We start from the raw sequence: 18,991 nt of genomic DNA, 5'->3' as shown, positions 1-18,991 counted from the left end.
CACCGGGTCCGCCTTGGGGGCAGAGACCGTGTTGACGACGCCGGCGCGGGGGAATACTCCCCTCCTACGCCCATCATTCTCGCCCACGGGAGCCCGTTTCTGCACACCGCCACGGAAAGGGTGTGAAGGCTCTCTTTCGCTAATTGCCTATTCGCGGACAAGTCGGCATCACCACGCGTGATCCGCACCACCGCCGGTGGAGCATCCTAGGAGGATAGCGTGATCATCGTCGTCTAGGGTGTCGACCATGGTTCTCGAAGTCGCCCTCATCGACGTCCTGCCCGGCCACGAGGACGCGTTCGTCGCCGACTACCGGCAGGGGCACCCGGTGCTCGCGGGCACCCCGGGCTGCCGCTTCGTACGCATGACGCGCGGGATCGAGTCACCGTCACGGTTCGTACTGCTGGTCGAGTGGGACAGCGTCGCCGCCCACGAGGAGAACTTCCGGCGCACTGAACGCTTCGACCAGTGGCGTGCCCTCATCGGCAAGCACTTTGCCAACCCGCCCGTCGTCGAGCACTTCACCGACGTCACGCCGGACGTCACCTGAGCCGGCCCGCCCGGCGCTGACGACTCGCCGGGCGGTGTGGCGGTATCAGCGCACGCCCGCCACGTCCATGCCCCGCAGCTCCTTCTTCAGCTCGGCCATCTCGTCCCGGATCCGGGCCGCCAGCTCGAACTGCAGCTCGCGCGCGGCGGCCAGCATCTGCTCGTTGAGATCCTGGATGAGCTGGGCCAGCTCGGCGCGGGCCATGCCCTCGCGGGCGGGCTGGGACGCTCCGCGTGCCTTGGACCGCGTCTCCGGCACCGGACCCTTGCCCCGGGACATCTGCCGCCCGCCACCGCCGACGACATGCCCGCCGGGGCCGTGCCCGCCGAGCGCCGTGTCGGTGTCCTCGGCCTCCCGGTAGATGTCGTCGAGGATGTCGTGGATCTTCTTGCGCAGCGGTTCGGGGCTGATGCCGTTGGCCTCGTTGTGGGCGATCTGCTTGGCCCGGCGGCGGTCCGTCTCCTCGATCGCGTCGCGCATCGACGGCGTCATCTTGTCGGCGTACATGTGGACCTCGCCGGAGACGTTGCGGGCCGCCCGGCCGATCGTCTGGATCAGCGAGCGGCCGCTGCGCAGAAAGCCCTCCTTGTCGGCGTCCAGGATGGCGACCAGGGACACCTCGGGCAGGTCGAGGCCCTCGCGCAGCAGGTTGATGCCGACCAGCACGTCGTAGTCGCCCTTGCGCAGCTCCTTGAGCAGTTCCACCCGGCGCAGGGTGTCGACCTCCGAGTGCAGATACCGCACCCGGATGCCGTTCTCCAGCAGGTAGTCGGTGAGGTCCTCAGCCATCTTCTTGGTCAGCGTGGTGACCAGGACCCGCTCGTCGCGGTCCGTACGCTCCCTGATCTCGTGCATGAGGTCGTCGATCTGGCCCTTGGTCGGTTTGACCACCACCTGCGGATCGACCAGGCCGGTCGGCCGGATGACCTGCTCGACGTACTCCCCCGCGGACTGCTGCAGCTCCCACGGGCCCGGCGTGGCGGACAGGAACACCATCTGCCCGACCCGCTCCAGGAACTCGTCGAAGCGCAACGGCCGGTTGTCCGCGGCGCTGGGCAGCCGGAAACCGTGCTCGATGAGGATGCGCTTGCGGGAGGCGTCGCCCTCGTACATGCCGCCGATCTGCGGGATCGTCACGTGCGACTCGTCGATGACCGTGACGTAGTCGTCCGGGAAGTAGTCCAGCAGGGTGTAGGACGGCTCGCCGTACGTCCGGCCGTCCATGTGCATGGAGTAGTTCTCGATGCCGTTGCAGAAGCCGACCTGGCGCATCATCTCCAGGTCGTAGGTGGTGCGCATCCGCAGGCGCTGCGCCTCCAGCAGCTTGCCCTGCCGGTCCAGCTCGGCGAGCCGCTCCTCCAGCTCACCCTCGATGGCGCGGATCGCCCGCTCCATCCGCTCCGGGCCCGCCACGTAGTGCGACGCCGGGAAGATGATCAACTGGTCGACCTCGCGGACGATGTCGCCGGTCAGCGGGTGCAGGTAGTAGAGCTTCTCCACCTCGTCACCGAACAGCTCGACGCGCACCGCGAGCTCCTCGTACGCCGGGATGATCTCCAGGGTGTCGCCCCGGACCCGGAACGTGCCCCGCTGGAACGCCATGTCGTTGCGCGAATACTGGATTTCCACGAGGCGGCGCAGCAACTGGTCGCGGTCGATCTCCGCCCCGACGCGCACGGTCACGCTGCGGTCGAGATACTCCTGCGGGGTGCCCAGGCCGTAGATGGCGCTGACCGTGGCGACGACCACCGTGTCGCGGCGGGTCAGCAGCGACATCGTCGCCGAGTGGCGCAGCCGCTCGACCTCCTCGTTGATCGAGGAGTCCTTCTCGATGTAGGTGTCGGTCTGCGGGATGTACGCCTCGGGCTGGTAGTAGTCGTAGTAGCTCACGAAATACTCGACCGCGTTGTGCGGCAGCAGCTCGCGGAACTCCTTGGCCAGCTGGGCGCAGAGGGTCTTGTTGGGAGCCAGCACGAGGGCGGGCCGCTGCAGCCGCTCGATGAGCCAGGCCGTGGTCGCGCTCTTGCCCGTGCCGGTCGCGCCGAGCAGTACCACGTTCCGGTCGCCGCCGCGCACCCGGCGCTCCAGCTCGTCGATGGCAGCCGGCTGGTCCCCGGCGGGCTGATAGTCGCTGACGACCTGGAAGCGGCCGTCGAGTCGAGGGATGTCGAGCGCCATGACGCCAACGGTACGACGGGGGTCCGACAACTTCGCGGGTCCCGCCGACCTCCGCCGTGCCCCGCACGCGCCGGGCGTGTTCGGAGGGTGCCAATTCAGCCCCGGCCGTGGGCATTGTGGGTGCTTGCGCGGCTCCCCTAGCCTGGTCCGGTAGGCCGCTCGCGGCGGCCGCCCGACCGGCCGGGCCCGTCAACGGCCCGCTCGCGTCGGCACCGAGGTTGCAGCCCCGGCCGAGGCCGGCGAGCGCACCTACGGGTGGTCGCGTATCACGCTGACCGGCCGCCGCGAGCGCCCTCTGCCGTTCCGGGCCGCTCATCCTCCGACGGCTGGGCTCAGCCGGGCTGCCAGCCGGTTCGTTCCGCCCAGTCGTTGGCCGCCCAGGCCTCGGCGTCGAACCACGGCTCCTTCGCCTCGGCGTAACTCCCCACGTCCGGATGCTCGCGCGTCCAGTTCCGCTTGGCCTCCGCGTACTCGTCCCGGGCCTGCGGCACCGCGCGCAGGTGGTCGCGCATCAGCAGCGCGAACCGCCAGCCCGGCGAACCCGCCACCCGGACGTGCAGGTTGACCGGCCGGTCCGGGTCGGCGCTGCCGTGCAGCCGCTTGGGCCAGGTCTCGCCCGGGATGCCGCGGGCGTTGTCGGCCCACTCCCCCGGCCGGCGGGGCAGTCCCGCCGCGGCCAGCGAGTCGGCCAGCGCGTCGGCCTCCGCCAGCGTCTCGACCGCCAGCATGAGGTCGATCAGATCCTTGGCTGGCAGCCCCGGCACCGCGGTGGAACCGATGTGGGTGACGTCCGCGTCGCGGCCGAGCCGGCTCCGCAACGCGTGCCGGATCCGCGCGATGCCGCGCTCGGCCTGCGCGGGCCAGGCGGGGTCGGGCGCGACGACGCGCGGCTCGGCCTGCCCGGGCGCCGCGCGCCCGGCCCGCAGATTTTCCTCGTACGGGCGCAGCCGCGCGTGCCACAGCGCGTCGACCCGGGCATCGAGCTCGGCGAGTCCGGCCTCGTTGTCGATCACGATGTCCGCGGCGGCGCGGCGCCGGGCGTCGTCCGCCTGCGCGGCGATCCGGGCGGTGGCTTCCTCGCGGGTCATGCGACGCTGCCCGACCAGCCGCGCGACCCGGGTCTCCGCGTCGGCCTCGACGACGATGACCAGGTGGTACGACGGGGCGAGACCGGTCTCGACGAGCAATGGCACGTCGTTGACGACGATGGCGTCGGCGGGGGCGTGGGCGGCAAGCTCCGCGGTGCGGGCGCGTACCCGGGGGTGGATGATGCTCTCCAGCCGGCGGCGGGCCGCCTCGTCGCCGAACACCCGCGCCCCCAGCGCGGGCCGGTCGAGCTGTCCATCGGGACCGACGACCGTCGCACCGAACGCCTCGACGACCTCGGCGAACCCGGTCGTGCCCGCGGCCACGACCTCCCGGGCCAGCTGGTCCGCGTCGATGAGGACGGCGCCCCGGTCGACGAGCGCCCCGGCGACCGCACTCTTGCCCGCACCGATGCCACCCGTGAGCCCGACCATCAACACGCGGTCAGCCTAGTGCGCCCCGAGATCGGCGTCGCACAGCCGGGCCGGGGAACGGGCGGTGGAACGGCGAAGGCCCGCCCGCGACGAATCGCGGACGGGCCTTCGTGGTCAGGCTGACCGGGTCAGCTCTTGCCGCCGGCGAGCTTCTCCCGCAGCGCGGCGAGGGCCTCGTCGGTGGCCAGCGTGCCGGCCGGCTCCTCCGCGGCGCGCGCCGGGGCGGGCGAGCTCGAGGTGGCCGACGACGGACCGCTCGCGCCGCCGCCCGAGGGCGCCGGGTTGAGCGCGGCCTCGGCCTCGGCCTCGCGGGACGTCTGCACCTGCTTGGTGTGGGCCTCCCAGCGCTCGCGGGCGTCCGCGTACTGCTTCTCCCACGTCTCGCGCTGCTTGTCGAAGCCTTCGAGCCACTCCCCGGTCTCCGGGTCGAAGCCCTCCGGGTAGATGTAGTTGCCCTCGGCGTCGTACGTCGCGGCCATGCCGTAGAGGGTCGGGTCGAAGTGCTCCTCGCCCTCGACGAAGCCCTCGTTGGCCTGCTTGAGCGACAGCGAGATCCGGCGCCGCTCCAGGTCGATGTCGATGACCTTGACCATGACGTCGGAGCCCACCTGGACGACCTGCTCGGGCAGCTCGACGTGCCGCTCGGCCAGCTCGGAGATGTGCACCAGGCCCTCGATGCCGTCGTCGACGCGGACGAACGCACCGAACGGAACCAGCTTGGTGACCTTGCCCGGCACGATCTGGTTGATCGCGTGGGTCCGGGCGAACTGGCGCCACGGGTCTTCCTGGGTCGCCTTCAGCGACAGCGAGACGCGCTCGCGGTCCAGGTCGACGTCGAGCACCTCGACCTCGACCTCCTGGCCGACCTCGACAACCTCGGACGGGTGGTCGATGTGCTTCCAGGAGAGCTCGGAGACGTGCACCAGGCCGTCCACACCGCCCAGGTCGACGAAGGCGCCGAAGTTGACGATGGAGGACACGACGCCCTTGCGGACCTGGCCCTTCTGCAGCTTGTTGAGGAACTCGGTGCGGACCTCGGACTGGGTCTGCTCGAGCCACGCGCGGCGGGACAGGACCACGTTGTTGCGGTTCTTGTCCAGCTCGATGATCTTCGCCTCGAGCTCACGACCCACATACGGCTGCAGGTCGCGCACCCGGCGCATCTCGACCAGGGAGGCGGGCAGGAAGCCACGCAGGCCGATGTCGAGGATGAGGCCGCCCTTGACGACCTCGATGACGGAGCCGCGCACGACGCCGTCGTCCTCCTTGATCTTCTCGATGGTGCCCCAGGCGCGCTCGTACTGCGCCCGCTTCTTCGAGAGGATCAGCCGGCCCTCCTTGTCCTCCTTGGTGAGGACGAGGGCTTCGATGTGGTCTCCGACCGACACCACTTCCGCGGGGTCCACGTCATGCTTGATCGACAACTCGCGCGAGGGGATGACGCCCTCGGTCTTGTAGCCGATGTCGAGCAGGACCTCGTCCCGATCGACCTTGACGACGGTGCCTTCGACAATGTCGCCGTCGTTGAAGTACTTGATGGTCTCATCGATGGCCGCGAGGAATGCTTCCTCCGAGCCGATGTCGTCGACGGTGACCTTGGGGGCGCTCGAGGTGGCCTCGATGCTGCTCGTCATGTGGACAGTTGCTCCGAACGGATGGATTCGTGGTGTCTCTCGCGCCCGGCGGAACTGCCGGCGGCACAGCGCGAACATCCGTCGTGATCATGGCAATCGAGCGCCTGATCAGGCTAGGTTTGCACGAGCTGGGACCGACGACCACGGAGCCTGCTCCCTGCCGAGGCACACGATCCGCGAGCGCATCGACTAGCTTACCGTGCGCATTACCACAGGTTGCAAGCCCTCCTGAGGACGGCGGCACAATGTTTCGGCTGAACCGATCAACGCGGCCGTTTTGTCCCTGTTTCACTACGCCCGGGGCCTGCTGCGCCGTCCCGGGTCGCCAGCTGCGGGCCGCCGCCCCCGTACCGTTGCCTGGTGATCGAACCGCAACCCACCACCGAGGCCGCACCGGCCGTCACCCGCCGGTCCGTCACGGACGCCGAGAGTCGCGCCGCCAGCCGCCGATGGTGGGACGCCGACGCAGACGATTACCAGGCCGAGCACGGCGCGTTCCTGGGTGACACCGAATTCGTGTGGTGCCCGGAGGGGCTGCGCGAGGCCGACGCGCGGCTGCTGGGCGACGTGTCCGGCAAGCGGATCCTCGAACTGGGGTGCGGGGCGGCGTCCGCGGCCCGGTGGCTGGCCGGCCAGGGGGCCGAAGTGGTCGCCATGGACCTGTCCGAGGGCATGCTGCGGCACGCCCGGACCGCGTCGGACCGCACCGGTGTACCGGTGCCCCTGCTCCAGGCCGACGCCCTGGCGCTGCCGTTCGGCGACTTGACCTTCGACGTGGTGTGCACCGCCTTCGGGGCCGTCCCGTTCGTCGCCGATTCGCAAACGGTGATGCGGGAGGTCGCCCGGGTGCTGCGCCCCGGCGGCAGCTGGGTGTTCTCCATCACACATCCGATGCGGTGGATCTTCCTCGACGATCCGGGCGAAGCCGGGTTGATGGCGGTCCAGTCCTACTTCGACCGGCGCCCGTACGTGGAACAGGACACCGACGGGGTGCCCGGGTACGTCGAACAGCACCGCACCCTCGGCGACCGCGTCCGCGAACTGGTGGCGGCCGGGTTCGTGTTGCGCGACCTGGTGGAGCCGGAATGGCCGGAGGGTCATACGCAGGTGTGGGGCCAGTGGAGCCCGCTGCGCGGACGGTTGTTCCCCGGCACCGCGATCTTCGTCGCCGACCTGCGCTGACCGTGGGCGCGGCTCAGCGGGCGCCGGAGCCCGCGAGGCTGCTGACGTCCAGCAGGTCGCCGAGGCCCGCCAGCGCGCCGGGCACAAGCCGGTAGTACACCCACGTGCCGCGCCGGTCGCTGTGCACCAGCCCGGCCTCGCGCAGCACCTTCAGGTGGTGGGAGATGGTGGGGCCGGTCAGCTCGAACTCCCCGGTGAGGTCACACACGCACACTTCGCCGCCGCCCGCCGAGGCGATCATCGACAGCAGTCGGAGCCGCACGGGGTCGCCCAGCGCCTTGAACATCGGCGCGACCGCGGTGGCCTGCTTGGCGTCGAGCGCCCCCCGAACCACCGGTGTCCACGAGGACGCCCGGGGCTTCGTCTCGATCGTTGCTCGCATGGGGCCCAGCTTGGCAAAGCGGGGCAAGTACGCGAACGTATCGATGTCAGGACGCTGCGTCTCATTTGTCGGCGTCTCAGTGGCCGACGTCTCAGTGGTCGGCGCCGTCCCAGTCGCGGCCGACGCCCACGGACACCTCCAGCGGCACGGACAGCGGGTAGGCCCCGCCCATCTCCCGGCGCACCAGTTCCTCGAGTGCGTCGCGTTCGCCGGGGGCCACCTCGAACACCAGTTCGTCGTGGACCTGCAGCAGCATCCGTGAGCGCAGCCCGGCCTCGCGCAGCGCCTCGTCGACGCGCAGCATCGCCACCTTGATGATGTCGGCGGCCGAACCCTGGATCGGGGCGTTGAGCGCCATCCGCTCGGCCATCTCCCGGCGCTGTCGGTTGTCGCTGCTCAGGTCGGGCAGGTAGCGGCGGCGGCCGAGGATGGTGGCCGTGTAGCCGTCCTGCACCGCGCGGCGCACGACGGCCTGCAGGTAGTCGCGGACCCCGCCGAAGCGGCTGAAGTACTCCTCCATCAGCCCACGGGCCTCCTCGACCGCGATGGTGAGCTGGTTGGACAGCCCGTACGCGCTGAGCCCGTACGCGAGGCCGTAGTTCATCGCCTTGATCTTGCGCCGGTGGTCGTGGCCGACCTGCTCCAGCGGCAGGTGGAACACCGACGACGCGGTGGCGGCGTGGAAGTCCGCGCCGGAGTTGAACGCGGCGATGAGCGCGTCGTCGCCGGACAGGTGCGCCATGATGCGCATCTCGATCTGGCTGTAGTCCGCGGTCATCAGCTGCTCGAAGCCCTCCCCCACGATGAACGCGCGGCGGATGCGCCGGCCCTCCTCGGTGCGGATGGGGATGTTCTGCAGGTTCGGGTCGGTCGAGGAGAGCCGCCCGGTGGCCGCCACGGTCTGGTTGAACGTCGTGTGGATGCGGCCGTCGTCGGAGACCGACTTGAGCAGCCCGTCCACCGTGGACTTCAGCTTGGCCACGTCGCGGTGGCGCAGCAGGTGCGCCAGCAGCGGGTCGGCGGTCTGCGCGAACAGGCCCTGCAACGCGTCGGCGTCCGTGGTGTACCCGGACTTGATGCGCTTGGTCTTGGGCAGGTTCCGCTCGGTGAACAGGATCTCCTGCAGCTGCTTCGGGGAACCCAGGTTGAACTCGCGCCCGACCTCGGCGTGCGCGGCCTGGGCGGCGGCCTTCACCTCGGCGGCGAAGTGGGCCTCCAACTCGGACAGATAGTCGGTGTCGGCGGCGATGCCGAGGTGCTCCATCTCACCGAGCACGACCTCCAGCGGCTGCTCCACGTCGGCGAGCAGGCGCTGGGACTCGCCGCCGTCGCGGGACAGCTCCTCGGTCAGCACGTCGGCCAGATCCAGGGTGGCGCGGGCGCGCAGCATCACGCCCTCCTCGGCCGCGCCGTCGTCGCCGAGACCCTCCAGGGTGAGCTGGCCGTCGTCGGGTGCGTCGACCCGCAGCTCGCGCTTGAGGTAGCGCAGTGCCAGGTCGGTCAGGTCGTACGCCCGCTGGTCGGGTTTGGCCAGGTAGGCCGCGAGGGCGGTGTCGACCCGCACCCCGGCCAGCGACCAGCCGTGCGCCCGCATCGCCAGCAGGGCCGGCTTCGCGTCGTGAATCACCTTGGGCCGGCTGGGCTCGGCCAGCCACGCGGCGACCGCGCGTTCGTCGTTCTCATCCAGGGTGGTGGGGTCGAACCAGGCCGCGGGGCCGTCGCCGGTGGCCACCGCGATCCCGGTCAGGGCACCCGTGCCGCGGCCGAAGCGACCCGTGACGGCGACGCCCACCGGCGCCACCCCGGCGTGCTCACGCAGCCAGCCCGCCACCTCGCCGGTACGCAGGACCGTGCCGGACAGGTCGAACCCGGACTCGGCCTCGGGCTCGACCGCCTCCAGGTACGAGTACAGCCGCTCGCGCAGCACCCGGAACTCCAGGGCGTCGAAGACCTGGTGCACGGCCTCGCGGTCCCAGCCCGGCCACTTCACGTCGGCCGGGCCCAGTGGCAGTTCCAGGTCACAGACCAGGGCGTTGATCTCGTAGTTGCGCAGGACGTTGGCGAGGTTGGCGCGCAGGTTCTCCCCCGCCTTGCCCTTGATCTCGTCGACGTGCGCGACGATGCCGTCGAGGCCGCCGTACTGATTGATCCATTTGGCGGCGGTCTTGTCGCCGACCCCGGGCACGCCCGGCAGGTTGTCGCTGGTCTCGCCGACCAGGGCGGCCTTGTCGCGGTAGCGGTCGGGGCCGACGCCGTACTTCTTCTCGATGGCGTCAGGGGTCATCCGCCAGACCTCGGAGACGCCGCGCACCGGATACAGGATCGTCACGTGCTCGCCGGCGAGCTGGAACGCGTCCCGGTCGCCGGTGGAGATGATCACCTCCATGCCCAGCTCACGGGCCTGGGTGGCGAGGGTGGCGATGACGTCGTCGGCCTCGTAGCCCGGCTTCTCCACCACCGGGATGCGCAGCGCCTCGAGAACCTCCTTGACCAGGCTGACCTGGCCCTGGAACGGCTGCGGGGTCTCGGAGCGGCCCGCCTTGTACTCCGCGTACTTCTCCGTGCGGAAGGACACCCGGGACACGTCGAAGGCGACCACGATGTGCGTCGGCTGCTCGTCGCGCAGCATGTTGATCAGCATCGAGGTGAAGCCGAACACCGCGTTGGTCGGCTGGCCGGTCTGGGTCGAGAAGTTCTCCACCGGCAGCGCGAAGAAGGCCCGGTAGGCCAGCGAGTGGCCGTCGAGCAGCAGCAAGCGGGGGGTCTGGGCGTCGTCGCTCACGTCGCAGAACTCTAGTCGCGACCTATGACAACACCGCCGACCGCCCCGCCCGCTTTACAGCACCTTGCTCAGGAATGCCTTGGTACGTTCGTGCTGCGGGTTGCCGATGACGTCGCGCGGGTTGCCCTGCTCGACCACGACACCGCCGTCCATGAACACCAGCGAGTCGCCGACCTCGCGGGCGAAGCCGATCTCGTGGGTGACCACGACCATCGTCATGCCGTCGCGGGCCAGGTCCTTCATCACGTCGAGGACCTCGCCGACGAGCTCCGGGTCCAGCGCGCTGGTGGGCTCGTCGAACAGCATCAGCTTGGGCCGCATGGCCAGCGCCCGGGCGATCGCCACCCGCTGCTGCTGGCCGCCGGACAGCTGCGCCGGGTAGTTGCCGGTCTTCTCGCCGAGGCCCACCCGCTCAAGCAGGCCGAGTGCCTGGTCCCTGGTCGCGGCCCGGTTCTCCCGCTTGACCCGGATCGGGGCCTCCATGACGTTCTCCAGCGCCGTCATGTGCGGGAACAGGTTGAACCGCTGGAACACCATGCCGATGGAGCGGCGCTGCGCGGCCACCTCGCGGTCCTTCATCTCGTACAGCTTGCCGCGGCGTTCGCGGTAGCCGACCAGTTCCCCGTCGACGAAGATGCGGCCGCCGTTGATCTTCTCCAGGTGGTTGATGCAGCGCAGGAACGTCGACTTGCCCGAGCCGGAGGGGCCCAGCACGCAGCACACCTCACCTGGCTTGACCACCAGGTCGACGCCCTTGAGCACCTCCACGTGCCCGAACGACTTGTGCACGTTCTCCGCGCGCACCATCTCGGCCGTACCGTTGCTGGTCATGGGGTCGCACCACCCTCCACCGTGATCCGGCCGCCCTGTTCCATCTCGATGTTGCGCAGGCGCCGCTTGGCCTTGCTGGCCGTGCCGTAACCCTTGCTGAAGTGCCGTTCCAGGAAGAACTGCCCGACCATCAGGATGCTGCACAGGATCAGATACCAGATCACCGCGGCCACCAGCACCGGCAGGACGATGAACGTCCGGGCGCTGACCGCCTGCAACTGGAAGAACAACTCGCCGGTCACCGGCACGAACGCCACCAGCGACGTGTCCTTGACCATCGCGATGACCTCGTTGCCGGTCGGCGGCACGATCACCCGCATGGCCTGCGGCAGGACGACCCGGCGCAGCACCTGCCCGCGGGACAGGCCCAGCGCCACGGCCGCCTCGGCCTGCCCGGGATCGATCGACTGGATGCCGGCCCGGACGATCTCGGCCATGTACGCGGCCTCGGACAGCCCCAGCGCGAGCATGCCGGCCACGAATCCGGCCAGCAGGTCACTCGCCTTGATGCTGTAGAACTGCCCGTTGAAGTTGTCGATGCCGAACAGGTCGCCGATCTGCTTGTCGAACGGCAGGCCGAAGCCGATCCGGCTCCACAGGATGTTCAGGTTGCCGAACAGGATCGCCAGCACCAGCCGGGGCACCGCGCGGAAGAACCACGTGTAGACCCAGGCCACCCGGCTGAGGATCGGGTTGTCCGACAACCGCATGATCGCGATGACGATGCCCCCCACGATGCCGATGGCCATCGCGAAGACGGTCAGCAGGATCGTGCCCCACAGGCCCTGCAGGACCGGGCCGGTGAACATCACGCCGCGCTTGCCCTCGGCGTACGAGGAGAAGATGAACGACCAGCGGAAGTTGTCGTTGGTCACCAGCATGTGGATGAACATCGCGGTCAGTACCGCGAGTACCGCGATGGTGGCCCACCGCCCGGGGTGCCGCACGGGCACGGCCTTGATCGCCTCAGGCCGTGCCCGTTCGGACTGCTTCTGATCGCTCATCCGCGGATCAGGACGCCGGGTTGACCGCCGGCGTGGTGATCGCACCCGCGCTGACGCCCCACTTGTCCAGGATCGTCTTGTACGTGCCGTCCGCGATCAGTGCCGCGACCGCCTGCTGGACGAGGTTGGCGAACTCGGTCTTGTCCTTGCCCACCGCGTAGCCGTACGGGGCGGAGTCGTAGATGTCGCCGACCAGGGCCAACTGGCCGTTGGTCTGCTTCACCGCGTACGCGACGACCGGGGAGTCGGCCAGCATGGCCTCGTCCTTGCCCGTCACCACGGCGTTGGTGGCGTCGGACTGCTTCTGGTACTGCTCGACCTTGATCGCCGGCTTGCCCGCGTCGGTGCACTTCTTCGAGCGCGCCTTCAGGTCGTCGACCTGCACGGTCGCGGTCTGCACCGCGATCTTCTTGCCGCAGACGTCGTCCGGGTTGACGGTCGCGCCGGTCTTGGCCGCCCACTGGGTGCCCGCCGAGAAGTAGGAGATCATGTTGACCTCCTTGAGCCGGTCCGCGTTGATCGTGAAGGACGAGACGCCGACGTTGTACTTGCCGCTCTTGACGCCCGGGATGATGCTGTCGAACGTCGCGGACTGCCACTCCGTCTTGAGGTTGAGCTTCTGGCCGACCGCGTTGAACAGGTCGACGTCGAAGCCGATGACCGTCTTGCCGTCGGTGTCCAGGAACTCGCTCGGCGCGTACGACGAGTCCGTACCGATGGTCAGCTTGCCGGCCGCCTTGATGTCGGCGGGGACCTTGTCCGCCAGCGACGTGTCAGCAGAGGCCGAGGGCACGGGCTTGCCGGAGGATCCGGTGTCGGACTCGGAACCACAGGCGGCCATGGAGAGAGTCAGGGCGGCCGCGGCAGTGAGGCCGAGGATCGCGCGCCGACCAGGGGCGGTGCGGAACATGAACAACAACTCCTTGTGAGGGGTACGACGGTTCAGGCGACGCCGAGGTAGGCGTCCTTGACGGCGGGGTCGTGCAGCAGTTCCGCGCCGGTCCCGGACTTGACGATGTGACCGGTCTCCAGCACGTACGCGCGGTGCGCGCGCGACAGCGCCTGTTGTGCGTTCTGCTCCACCAGCAGCACCGTGGTGCCCTGCTGATTGATCTCGACGATGATGTCGAAGATCTGCTGGATCAGCATCGGCGCTAGACCCATGGACGGCTCATCCAAAAGGAGCAGTTTGGGTCGGCTCATCAGCGCCCGCCCGACCGCGAGCATCTGCTGCTCACCGCCGGACAGGGTGCCGCCGACCTGCTTCTCGCGCTCCTTCAGCCGGGGGAACAGCGTGAAGGCCCGCTCCATGTCTTCGTTGATCTCGGCGCGTACTTTGCGGGTGTATGCGCCCATTTCCAGGTTCTCCCGGACGGTCATGCCCGGGAAGATGCCCCGGCCCTCCGGCGACTGGGACACCCCGCGGATCACGCGCAGGTCGGCGCGCAGCTTGGTGATGTCCTCGCCGTCGAAGCGGATGGCGCCCTGCGCCACCGGCCGCAGACCCGAGATCGCCCGCATCGTGGTGGACTTGCCGGCGCCGTTGGCGCCGATCAGGGCCACGATCTCGCCCTGTGCCACGTTCAGGCTGATGCCGTGCAGGGCCTGGATGCGGCCGTACAGCAGCGTGACGTTGTCCAGCTCAAGCAGCATCGGTCGGCACTCCCAGGTACGCGGCGATGACCGCCGGGTTGTCCCGCACCTCGGCGGGGGTCCCCTCGGCGATCTTCTTGCCGAACTCCAGCACGACGATCCGGTCGGTCACGCCCATCACCAGGCGCATGTCGTGCTCGATGAGCAGCACGGTCACCCCGGTGTCACGGATCTTGCGGATGAGCTGGAGCAGCTCTTCCTTCTCCGCCGGGTTGAAGCCCGCCGCCGGCTCGTCCAGGCACAGCAGCGTCGGGCTCGTCGCCAGCGCCCGGGCGATCTCGAGTCGCCGCTGCTCGCCGTACGACAGGTTGCGGGAGACCTCGCCCGCCCGCTTGTCGATGCCGACGAAGCGCAGCAGCTCCATCGACCGCTCGCGGCCCGTCCGCTCCTCCCGCAGATGCCGGGGCAGGCGGAACAGCGCCCCGATCACGCTGGTCTTGTGGTGGGCGTCCATACCCACCATCACGTTCTCCAGCGCCGTCATCTCCGGGAAAAGCCGGACATTCTGGAACGTACGGGCAATCCCCGCCCGGGTGATCTCGTGCTTCTTCTTGCCGACGAGGGGCTCGCCCTTGAACCGGATCGTCCCGCTCGTCGGCCGGTACACGCCGGTCGTCGCGTTGAAGCAGGTGGTCTTGCCCGCCCCGTTCGGCCCGATCAGGCCGAAGATCTCGCCCTTGCGCAGGCTGAAGGACACGTCGTTGAGGGCCACCACGCCGCCGAAACGCAGCGTCACGTGGTCGACCTCCAGCAGGACGTTGGGGTCACCCGCACCGGCCGGGGTGGATCCGCCCTTGCCGGTCGGGATCGGCAGATCCACCCGGCGGGCGTTGGCCGCGTCCATCTCCTGCGGCGTCTCGATGTGCGGCTCGCTCACTGCGGAGCCACCTCCTTCTCCCGGTCCTTCAGCTCCATCGCCCGCCGCCGGCTCGGGATGAGACCCTGCGGCCGGAAGATCATGATTGCAATGATCACCACGCCGAAGATCGCGAAGCGGTACTCGTACAGGTCCGTGTCGAACACCGGATCCGTGATGCCCCGCAGCCGGTCCGGGATGTACGAGATCAGCGCACCACCCAGAATCGCACCAGCGATGTTGCCCGAACCGCCCATGACCACGCCGGCCAGCACCAGGATCGAGAACTGCAGCACGAACGTGCTGGAGTTGACGAAGCCCTGAGTACCCGCGAACAGCACGCCGCCCAGGCCGCCGATGAACGCGCCGATCGCGAACGCCCACAGCTTGTACTTGATCGTCCGCACGCCCATGATCTCGGCGGCTTCCTCGTCCTCGCGGATCGCCAGCCACGAGCGGCCCACGCGGCTGCGGTCCAGGTTCCGCACGCCGACGATCACCAGCAGGATCACGGTCAGGCCGAGCCAGAAGTACGGCGTCGCGTCGCGCACCCCGAAGATCGGCTCCCCGTTCATCTGCCCGGGGGGGTGCGGGATGTCCGTGAAGCCGCGGTCACCGCGCAGCGTGTCCGTGCTCGTCGCCACGATCCGGATGATCTCCGCGAAGCCCAGCGTCACGATCGCCAGGTAGTCGCCGCGCAACCGCAGGGTCGGCCAGCCCAGGATCAGACCCGCCACCATGGTCACCGCCAGCGCGATCGGGATCGACGCCAGCCACGCCCACTCCGTGTGCAGGATGCTGTCCGGCGAGGTCAGCAGCGCGGTCACGTAGGCGCCCACCGCGAAGAAGCCCACGTACCCCAGGTCCAGCAGGCCCGCGAAGCCCACGACCACGTTCAGGCCCAGCGCCAGCAGCACGAAGTACGACATGTTGAACAGCGCGCTCGGCCAGTCGATGCCCTGCGTCGTGATCTGCGGGCCGAGCACCGGGATGTCACCCACGTACGGCAGCAGGTACGCCAGGGCGACGAACCCCAGCACCACGAGGATCCGTACCGGCTTCGGCAGCCCGGCGAACCAGCCTCGCGCGCCGCCCCGCGACCGGAACGACTGCGTTCCACTCGTCTCGGTCATGCCCTTGCCTTCCCCAGAGATTCGCCCAGCAGGCCGGTCGGCCGCGCCAGCAGGATCAGCACCAGCAGCACGAACGACGCCGCGTGCAGCCACTCCGTGCCGAACAGCCCGGCCGCGTAGTTCTGCAGCACGCCCAGCAGCAGGCCGCCCAGCAGGGCGCCGCGCAGGTTGCCGATACCGCCCAGCACCGCGGCCGTGAACGCCTCGATGCCCAGCAGGAAGCCGGCGTCGAAACGCGTGACACCGATCTTCAAGTCGTACATGACGGCCGCGATGCCCGCCATGAGACCGCCGATGAGGAACACGAGCGCGATCACCCGGCTCTTGTTCACACCCATCAGCGCCGCGCTGTCCGGATTCTGCGCCACGGCCCGGATGCCCCGGCCCATCCGGGAGCGGTTGATGAACCGGTCCAGCACGAACATCATGACCAGCGCCAGCACGATGATCAGGATCTGCAGGTTCGTGATCTGCGTGTTGCCTATCTCGATCACGACCTTCTGCTGCACCAGGTTCGGCACGCCGGTCGGATTCCGGTGCGTGATCACACCGACGGTCTCCGAGATCGCCAGCGAGGCGCCGATCGCGGTGATGAGGAAGGCCAGCGGCGGGGCGTTGCGCCGCCGCAGCGGCCGGTAGGCCACCAGCTCGACCACGAGCGCGGTCGCGCCGGACGCCACGATCGCCCCGGCCATGCCCAGCAGGATGAGACCGATGACCGCCAGGGTCGAGGGGGTGGCGGAGTTCTGGTCCAGGCCGAACAGCCCCCACACCAGCAGGGTGGCGTACGTACCCAGTAGGAAGACTTCGGAGTGCGCGAAGTTGATGAGTCGCAGCACGCCGTAGACCAGGGTGTAGCCCAACGCAAACAGCGCGATGATCGCGCCCTGCGCCAAGCCGGTCACGGTCAGTGGACCGAAGTCTTGGATCAGACCCGAGAAATTCACAAGGGGCTCCTGAAACGAGAGGTCGGTGTGGCCGGAGATCATCCGGCCACACCGAACCTACAGAGAGTTACCGCGGATCAGGCCTTCGCCTCTGCGTCGGGAATCGTGTTGCCGTTCGCGTCGAACTTGAACGCCCAGACCTTGATGAACTGCGGGTCCAGCTCACCGGTGGCGGTGAACTTGTAGGTGTTCGCGATGCCCTGGTAGTTCACCGACGACAGGTAGGAGATCAGCTTCTCCGGGGTCGTGTTGCCCGCGTCGATGCCCTGCAGGTAGATGTTCGCCGCGTCGAACGCCACGTCCGAGTACGTACCCGCGTCCTGGTTCCAGGCCGCCTTGTAGTCCGCGACGAACGTGCCGCCCGCCTTCTCCGGCGGGGAACACGGGCAGGTCACGATCGTGCCCGCGGCAGCGGCGTTGCCGGCCGCCTTCGCCAGGCCCGGGTCCTTCATGCCGTCGCCGCCGACCAGCGTGCCCTTCCAGCCCGCCGCCGTCAGCTGCTTGCGGATCAGACCGCCGTTGGCGTAGTAACCGCCGTAGAACAGCGCGGTCGCGCCGCTGCTCTTGACCTTCTGCACCAGCGCCGAGAAGTCGGTCTGCTTGCCGTCGGCCTCGGTCTTGTCCGTACCCGCGACCGCCGGGCCGAGCGTCTTCTTGACTACGTCCGCCAGGCCCGCGCCGTACGCGGACTGGTCGTCGGCAACGAAGACCTTTTCGGCCTTCAGCGTGTTCTTGATGTAGGCGGCCGCCGCCGGGCCCTGCGCGTCGTCGTTCGCCACGGCACGGTGGAAGGACTTCCAGCCGTTGGCCGCCAGCGACACCCGGGTCGCGGAGGGGGTGATCGTCGGGATCTTGGCCGACTCGAAGATCGGGCCGGCGGCCTCGGACTCGCCGGAGAACGGCGGGCCGACCACACCGATGATCTTCTTGTCCGCCACGAGGCTACGAGCGACGCCCGGCGCGACCGCAGGGTCACCCTGCGAGTCGAACTTCTTGACCGTGATGCACTCGGAGCCCTTCTTGGTGTTGTACTGCTTGATCGCGAGCTCGAAGCCCTGCTCGATGTTCACACCAAGGTTTGCCGCGGGGCCTGTCAGCGCACCGAAGAACGCGAGAGAGTAGCCGCAGTTCGAACCGCCGGCGGTGTTGGTGTCGCCGCTGTCCTTGTTACATGCGGCCGCACCGGCGATGAGGCCGATGACGGCCACCCCACCGATGGCGCGTGCGAGAACCTGCCTCAAGGTTGGACCCTCCTCCATTGCGAAACCACCGAGCCACCGCAGGTCGATTGGCACTTGCGTGCTCCACGCCACACCGGGCCCGTCATGGGGCCGGACGCTATCCCAACCGCCACACCGGGGGTAAGAGGACGGGCGGGCATTCACCGAACCGTTACGTGGGGTGCAGGATGGGTGCGAGAAGGTGTCACAACGAAGGCCGCCACCAGGCCCAAGATCAGGAGCCCGACGAGCCGCCCGTCTCCAGGTCCTCGGCCAGAATCCGCTCCGCGACCTCCCGCATCGTCATCCGGTGATCCATCGCCGTGCGCTGGATCCACTTGAAGGCCTGCGGCTCGGTCATCGCGTACTTGGTCATCAACTGGCCCTTGGCGCGCTCCACCGACTTGCGGGTCTCCAGGCGCTCGGACAGGCCCGCCACCTCGGACTCCAGGGCGGCGATCTCCGCGTACCGGGAGAGCGCAATCTCGATGGCCGGCACCAGGTCCGACTTCTGGAACGGCTTCACCAGGTACGCCATCGCCCCGGCGGCGCGGGCCCGCTCCACAAGGTCGCGCTGGCTGAACGCGGTCAGGATGACCACGGGCGCGATCCGGCCGCCCGCGATCCGCTCGGCCGCCGCCAGGCCGTCCATGATGGGCATCTTGATGTCGAGGATGACCAGGTCCGGCTTCAGCTCCTCGGCCAGACGTACGGCGGCCTCGCCGTCACCGGCCTCGCCGACGACGTCGTAGCCCTCCTCCACGAGCATCTCGGCCAGGTCCAGCCGGATGAGAGCCTCGTCCTCGGCGATCAGCACCCGCCTGCGCTCTGCCCCCGCCTGCGTGTCGGCCACGGATTCCCAACCCCCAACGCTCAATGGATCACGACACCCGGGTATCTGGGTGCCACCGCCCTCAGCGTAGTGGGTAGGCTGTGCGTGGCTAAGCCTGGCGTGGCCATCCAACGCCAGCCGTGAGCAGCCTTGCCCCTGTATTCCAACTGGCAGAGAAGATGGTCTCAAACACCATACAGTGTGGGTTCGAATCCCACCGGGGGCACCAAAACTGTCGTAGCCGCCTGTTTGGCTACGAGTGTGCATCCTTCCCACCTTCGTCGCAC

Annotated in this window: 16 protein-coding genes and 1 tRNA gene; 3 read left to right on the top strand and 14 right to left on the bottom strand. The window is 69.0% G+C overall.

Features of this window, described 5'->3' with window-relative positions; all coding sequences use genetic code 11:
• The first annotated feature begins 247 nt into the window (after window positions 1–247).
• Window positions 248–550: an antibiotic biosynthesis monooxygenase family protein gene (locus EV385_RS24465; RefSeq protein ID WP_130511578.1), complete on the top strand. Its 303-nt coding sequence runs from the start codon at window positions 248–250 to the stop codon at window positions 548–550.
• Between the two features lie 45 nt (window positions 551–595).
• Here EV385_RS24465 and uvrB read toward each other — a convergent pair whose 3' ends face one another.
• The 3 genes from uvrB to rpsA form a co-directional block, all read right to left on the bottom strand.
• Window positions 596–2,728, bottom strand: coding sequence for an excinuclease ABC subunit UvrB (uvrB, locus tag EV385_RS24460; RefSeq protein WP_130511577.1), 2,133 nt, complete (start codon window positions 2,726–2,728; stop codon window positions 596–598).
• 332 nt (window positions 2,729–3,060) lie between these two features.
• Window positions 3,061–4,254, bottom strand: a complete 1,194-nt coding sequence (coaE, locus tag EV385_RS24455) for a dephospho-CoA kinase (RefSeq protein WP_130511576.1) — start codon at window positions 4,252–4,254, stop codon at window positions 3,061–3,063.
• 122 nt (window positions 4,255–4,376) lie between these two features.
• Window positions 4,377–5,882, bottom strand: a complete 1,506-nt coding sequence (gene rpsA, locus EV385_RS24450; RefSeq protein WP_130511575.1) for a 30S ribosomal protein S1 — start codon at window positions 5,880–5,882, stop codon at window positions 4,377–4,379.
• Window positions 5,883–6,242: 360 nt separating this feature from the next.
• Here rpsA and EV385_RS24445 point away from each other — a divergent pair, with 360 nt between their 5' ends.
• The gene (locus EV385_RS24445; RefSeq protein WP_130511574.1) at window positions 6,243–7,064 is read left to right on the top strand and encodes a class I SAM-dependent methyltransferase; all 822 of its coding nucleotides are present in this window, start codon (window positions 6,243–6,245) and stop codon (window positions 7,062–7,064) included.
• 13 nt (window positions 7,065–7,077) lie between these two features.
• Here EV385_RS24445 and EV385_RS24440 read toward each other — a convergent pair whose 3' ends face one another.
• The 11 genes from EV385_RS24440 to EV385_RS24390 all read right to left on the bottom strand — a co-directional run bounded on the left by EV385_RS24440 (window position 7,078) and on the right by EV385_RS24390 (window position 18,725).
• Window positions 7,078–7,446 carry an ArsR/SmtB family transcription factor gene (locus EV385_RS24440; RefSeq protein ID WP_130511573.1) on the bottom strand — a complete coding sequence of 123 codons (369 nt, stop codon included), beginning with the start codon at window positions 7,444–7,446 and terminating at the stop codon, window positions 7,078–7,080.
• Window positions 7,447–7,537: 91 nt separating this feature from the next.
• The gene (polA, locus tag EV385_RS24435; protein WP_130511572.1) at window positions 7,538–10,228 is read right to left on the bottom strand and encodes a DNA polymerase I; all 2,691 of its coding nucleotides are present in this window, start codon (window positions 10,226–10,228) and stop codon (window positions 7,538–7,540) included.
• 54 nt (window positions 10,229–10,282) lie between these two features.
• Window positions 10,283–11,059 (bottom strand): amino acid ABC transporter ATP-binding protein, encoded by a 777-nt coding sequence (locus EV385_RS24430; RefSeq protein WP_130511571.1) that lies wholly within the window; start codon window positions 11,057–11,059, stop codon window positions 10,283–10,285.
• The gene (locus EV385_RS24425) at window positions 11,056–12,063 is read right to left on the bottom strand and encodes an amino acid ABC transporter permease (protein ID WP_130511570.1); all 1,008 of its coding nucleotides are present in this window, start codon (window positions 12,061–12,063) and stop codon (window positions 11,056–11,058) included. Before EV385_RS24425 ends, EV385_RS24430 begins: the two co-directional genes overlap by 4 nt.
• A 7-nt stretch (window positions 12,064–12,070) precedes the next feature.
• Window positions 12,071–12,973: an ABC transporter substrate-binding protein gene (locus EV385_RS24420; protein WP_130511569.1), complete on the bottom strand. Its 903-nt coding sequence runs from the start codon at window positions 12,971–12,973 to the stop codon at window positions 12,071–12,073.
• Window positions 12,974–13,005: 32 nt separating this feature from the next.
• Window positions 13,006–13,716: an ABC transporter ATP-binding protein gene (locus EV385_RS24415; RefSeq protein ID WP_130511568.1), complete on the bottom strand. Its 711-nt coding sequence runs from the start codon at window positions 13,714–13,716 to the stop codon at window positions 13,006–13,008.
• A complete protein-coding gene (locus tag EV385_RS24410; RefSeq protein ID WP_423203129.1) occupies window positions 13,706–14,560 on the bottom strand; it encodes an ABC transporter ATP-binding protein in 855 nt (284 codons plus the stop codon). The genes EV385_RS24415 and EV385_RS24410 overlap by 11 nt, the downstream gene beginning before the upstream one ends.
• Before the next feature lie 29 nt (window positions 14,561–14,589).
• The gene (locus EV385_RS24405) at window positions 14,590–15,705 is read right to left on the bottom strand and encodes a branched-chain amino acid ABC transporter permease (RefSeq protein WP_130511567.1); all 1,116 of its coding nucleotides are present in this window, start codon (window positions 15,703–15,705) and stop codon (window positions 14,590–14,592) included.
• The gene (locus tag EV385_RS24400) at window positions 15,702–16,652 is read right to left on the bottom strand and encodes a branched-chain amino acid ABC transporter permease (RefSeq protein ID WP_242625049.1); all 951 of its coding nucleotides are present in this window, start codon (window positions 16,650–16,652) and stop codon (window positions 15,702–15,704) included. The genes EV385_RS24405 and EV385_RS24400 overlap by 4 nt, the downstream gene beginning before the upstream one ends.
• Before the next feature lie 77 nt (window positions 16,653–16,729).
• Window positions 16,730–17,893 (bottom strand): branched-chain amino acid ABC transporter substrate-binding protein, encoded by a 1,164-nt coding sequence (locus tag EV385_RS24395; RefSeq protein WP_130511565.1) that lies wholly within the window; start codon window positions 17,891–17,893, stop codon window positions 16,730–16,732.
• Window positions 17,894–18,107: 214 nt separating this feature from the next.
• Complete coding sequence (locus tag EV385_RS24390) at window positions 18,108–18,725, bottom strand: ANTAR domain-containing response regulator (RefSeq protein ID WP_130511564.1); 618 nt, start codon at window positions 18,723–18,725, stop codon at window positions 18,108–18,110.
• Between the two features lie 131 nt (window positions 18,726–18,856).
• Here EV385_RS24390 and EV385_RS24385 point away from each other — a divergent pair.
• Window positions 18,857–18,933: transfer RNA gene (locus EV385_RS24385), tRNA-Leu, on the top strand.
• Window positions 18,934–18,991 lie beyond the last annotated feature (58 nt).

The organism is Krasilnikovia cinnamomea (genome assembly GCF_004217545.1).
GTDB classification, from domain to species: domain Bacteria; phylum Actinomycetota; class Actinomycetes; order Mycobacteriales; family Micromonosporaceae; genus Actinoplanes; species Actinoplanes cinnamomeus.
The sequence above is the reverse complement of the archived record's forward strand: the minus strand, read 5'-3'. Positions and strand labels throughout refer to the sequence as shown.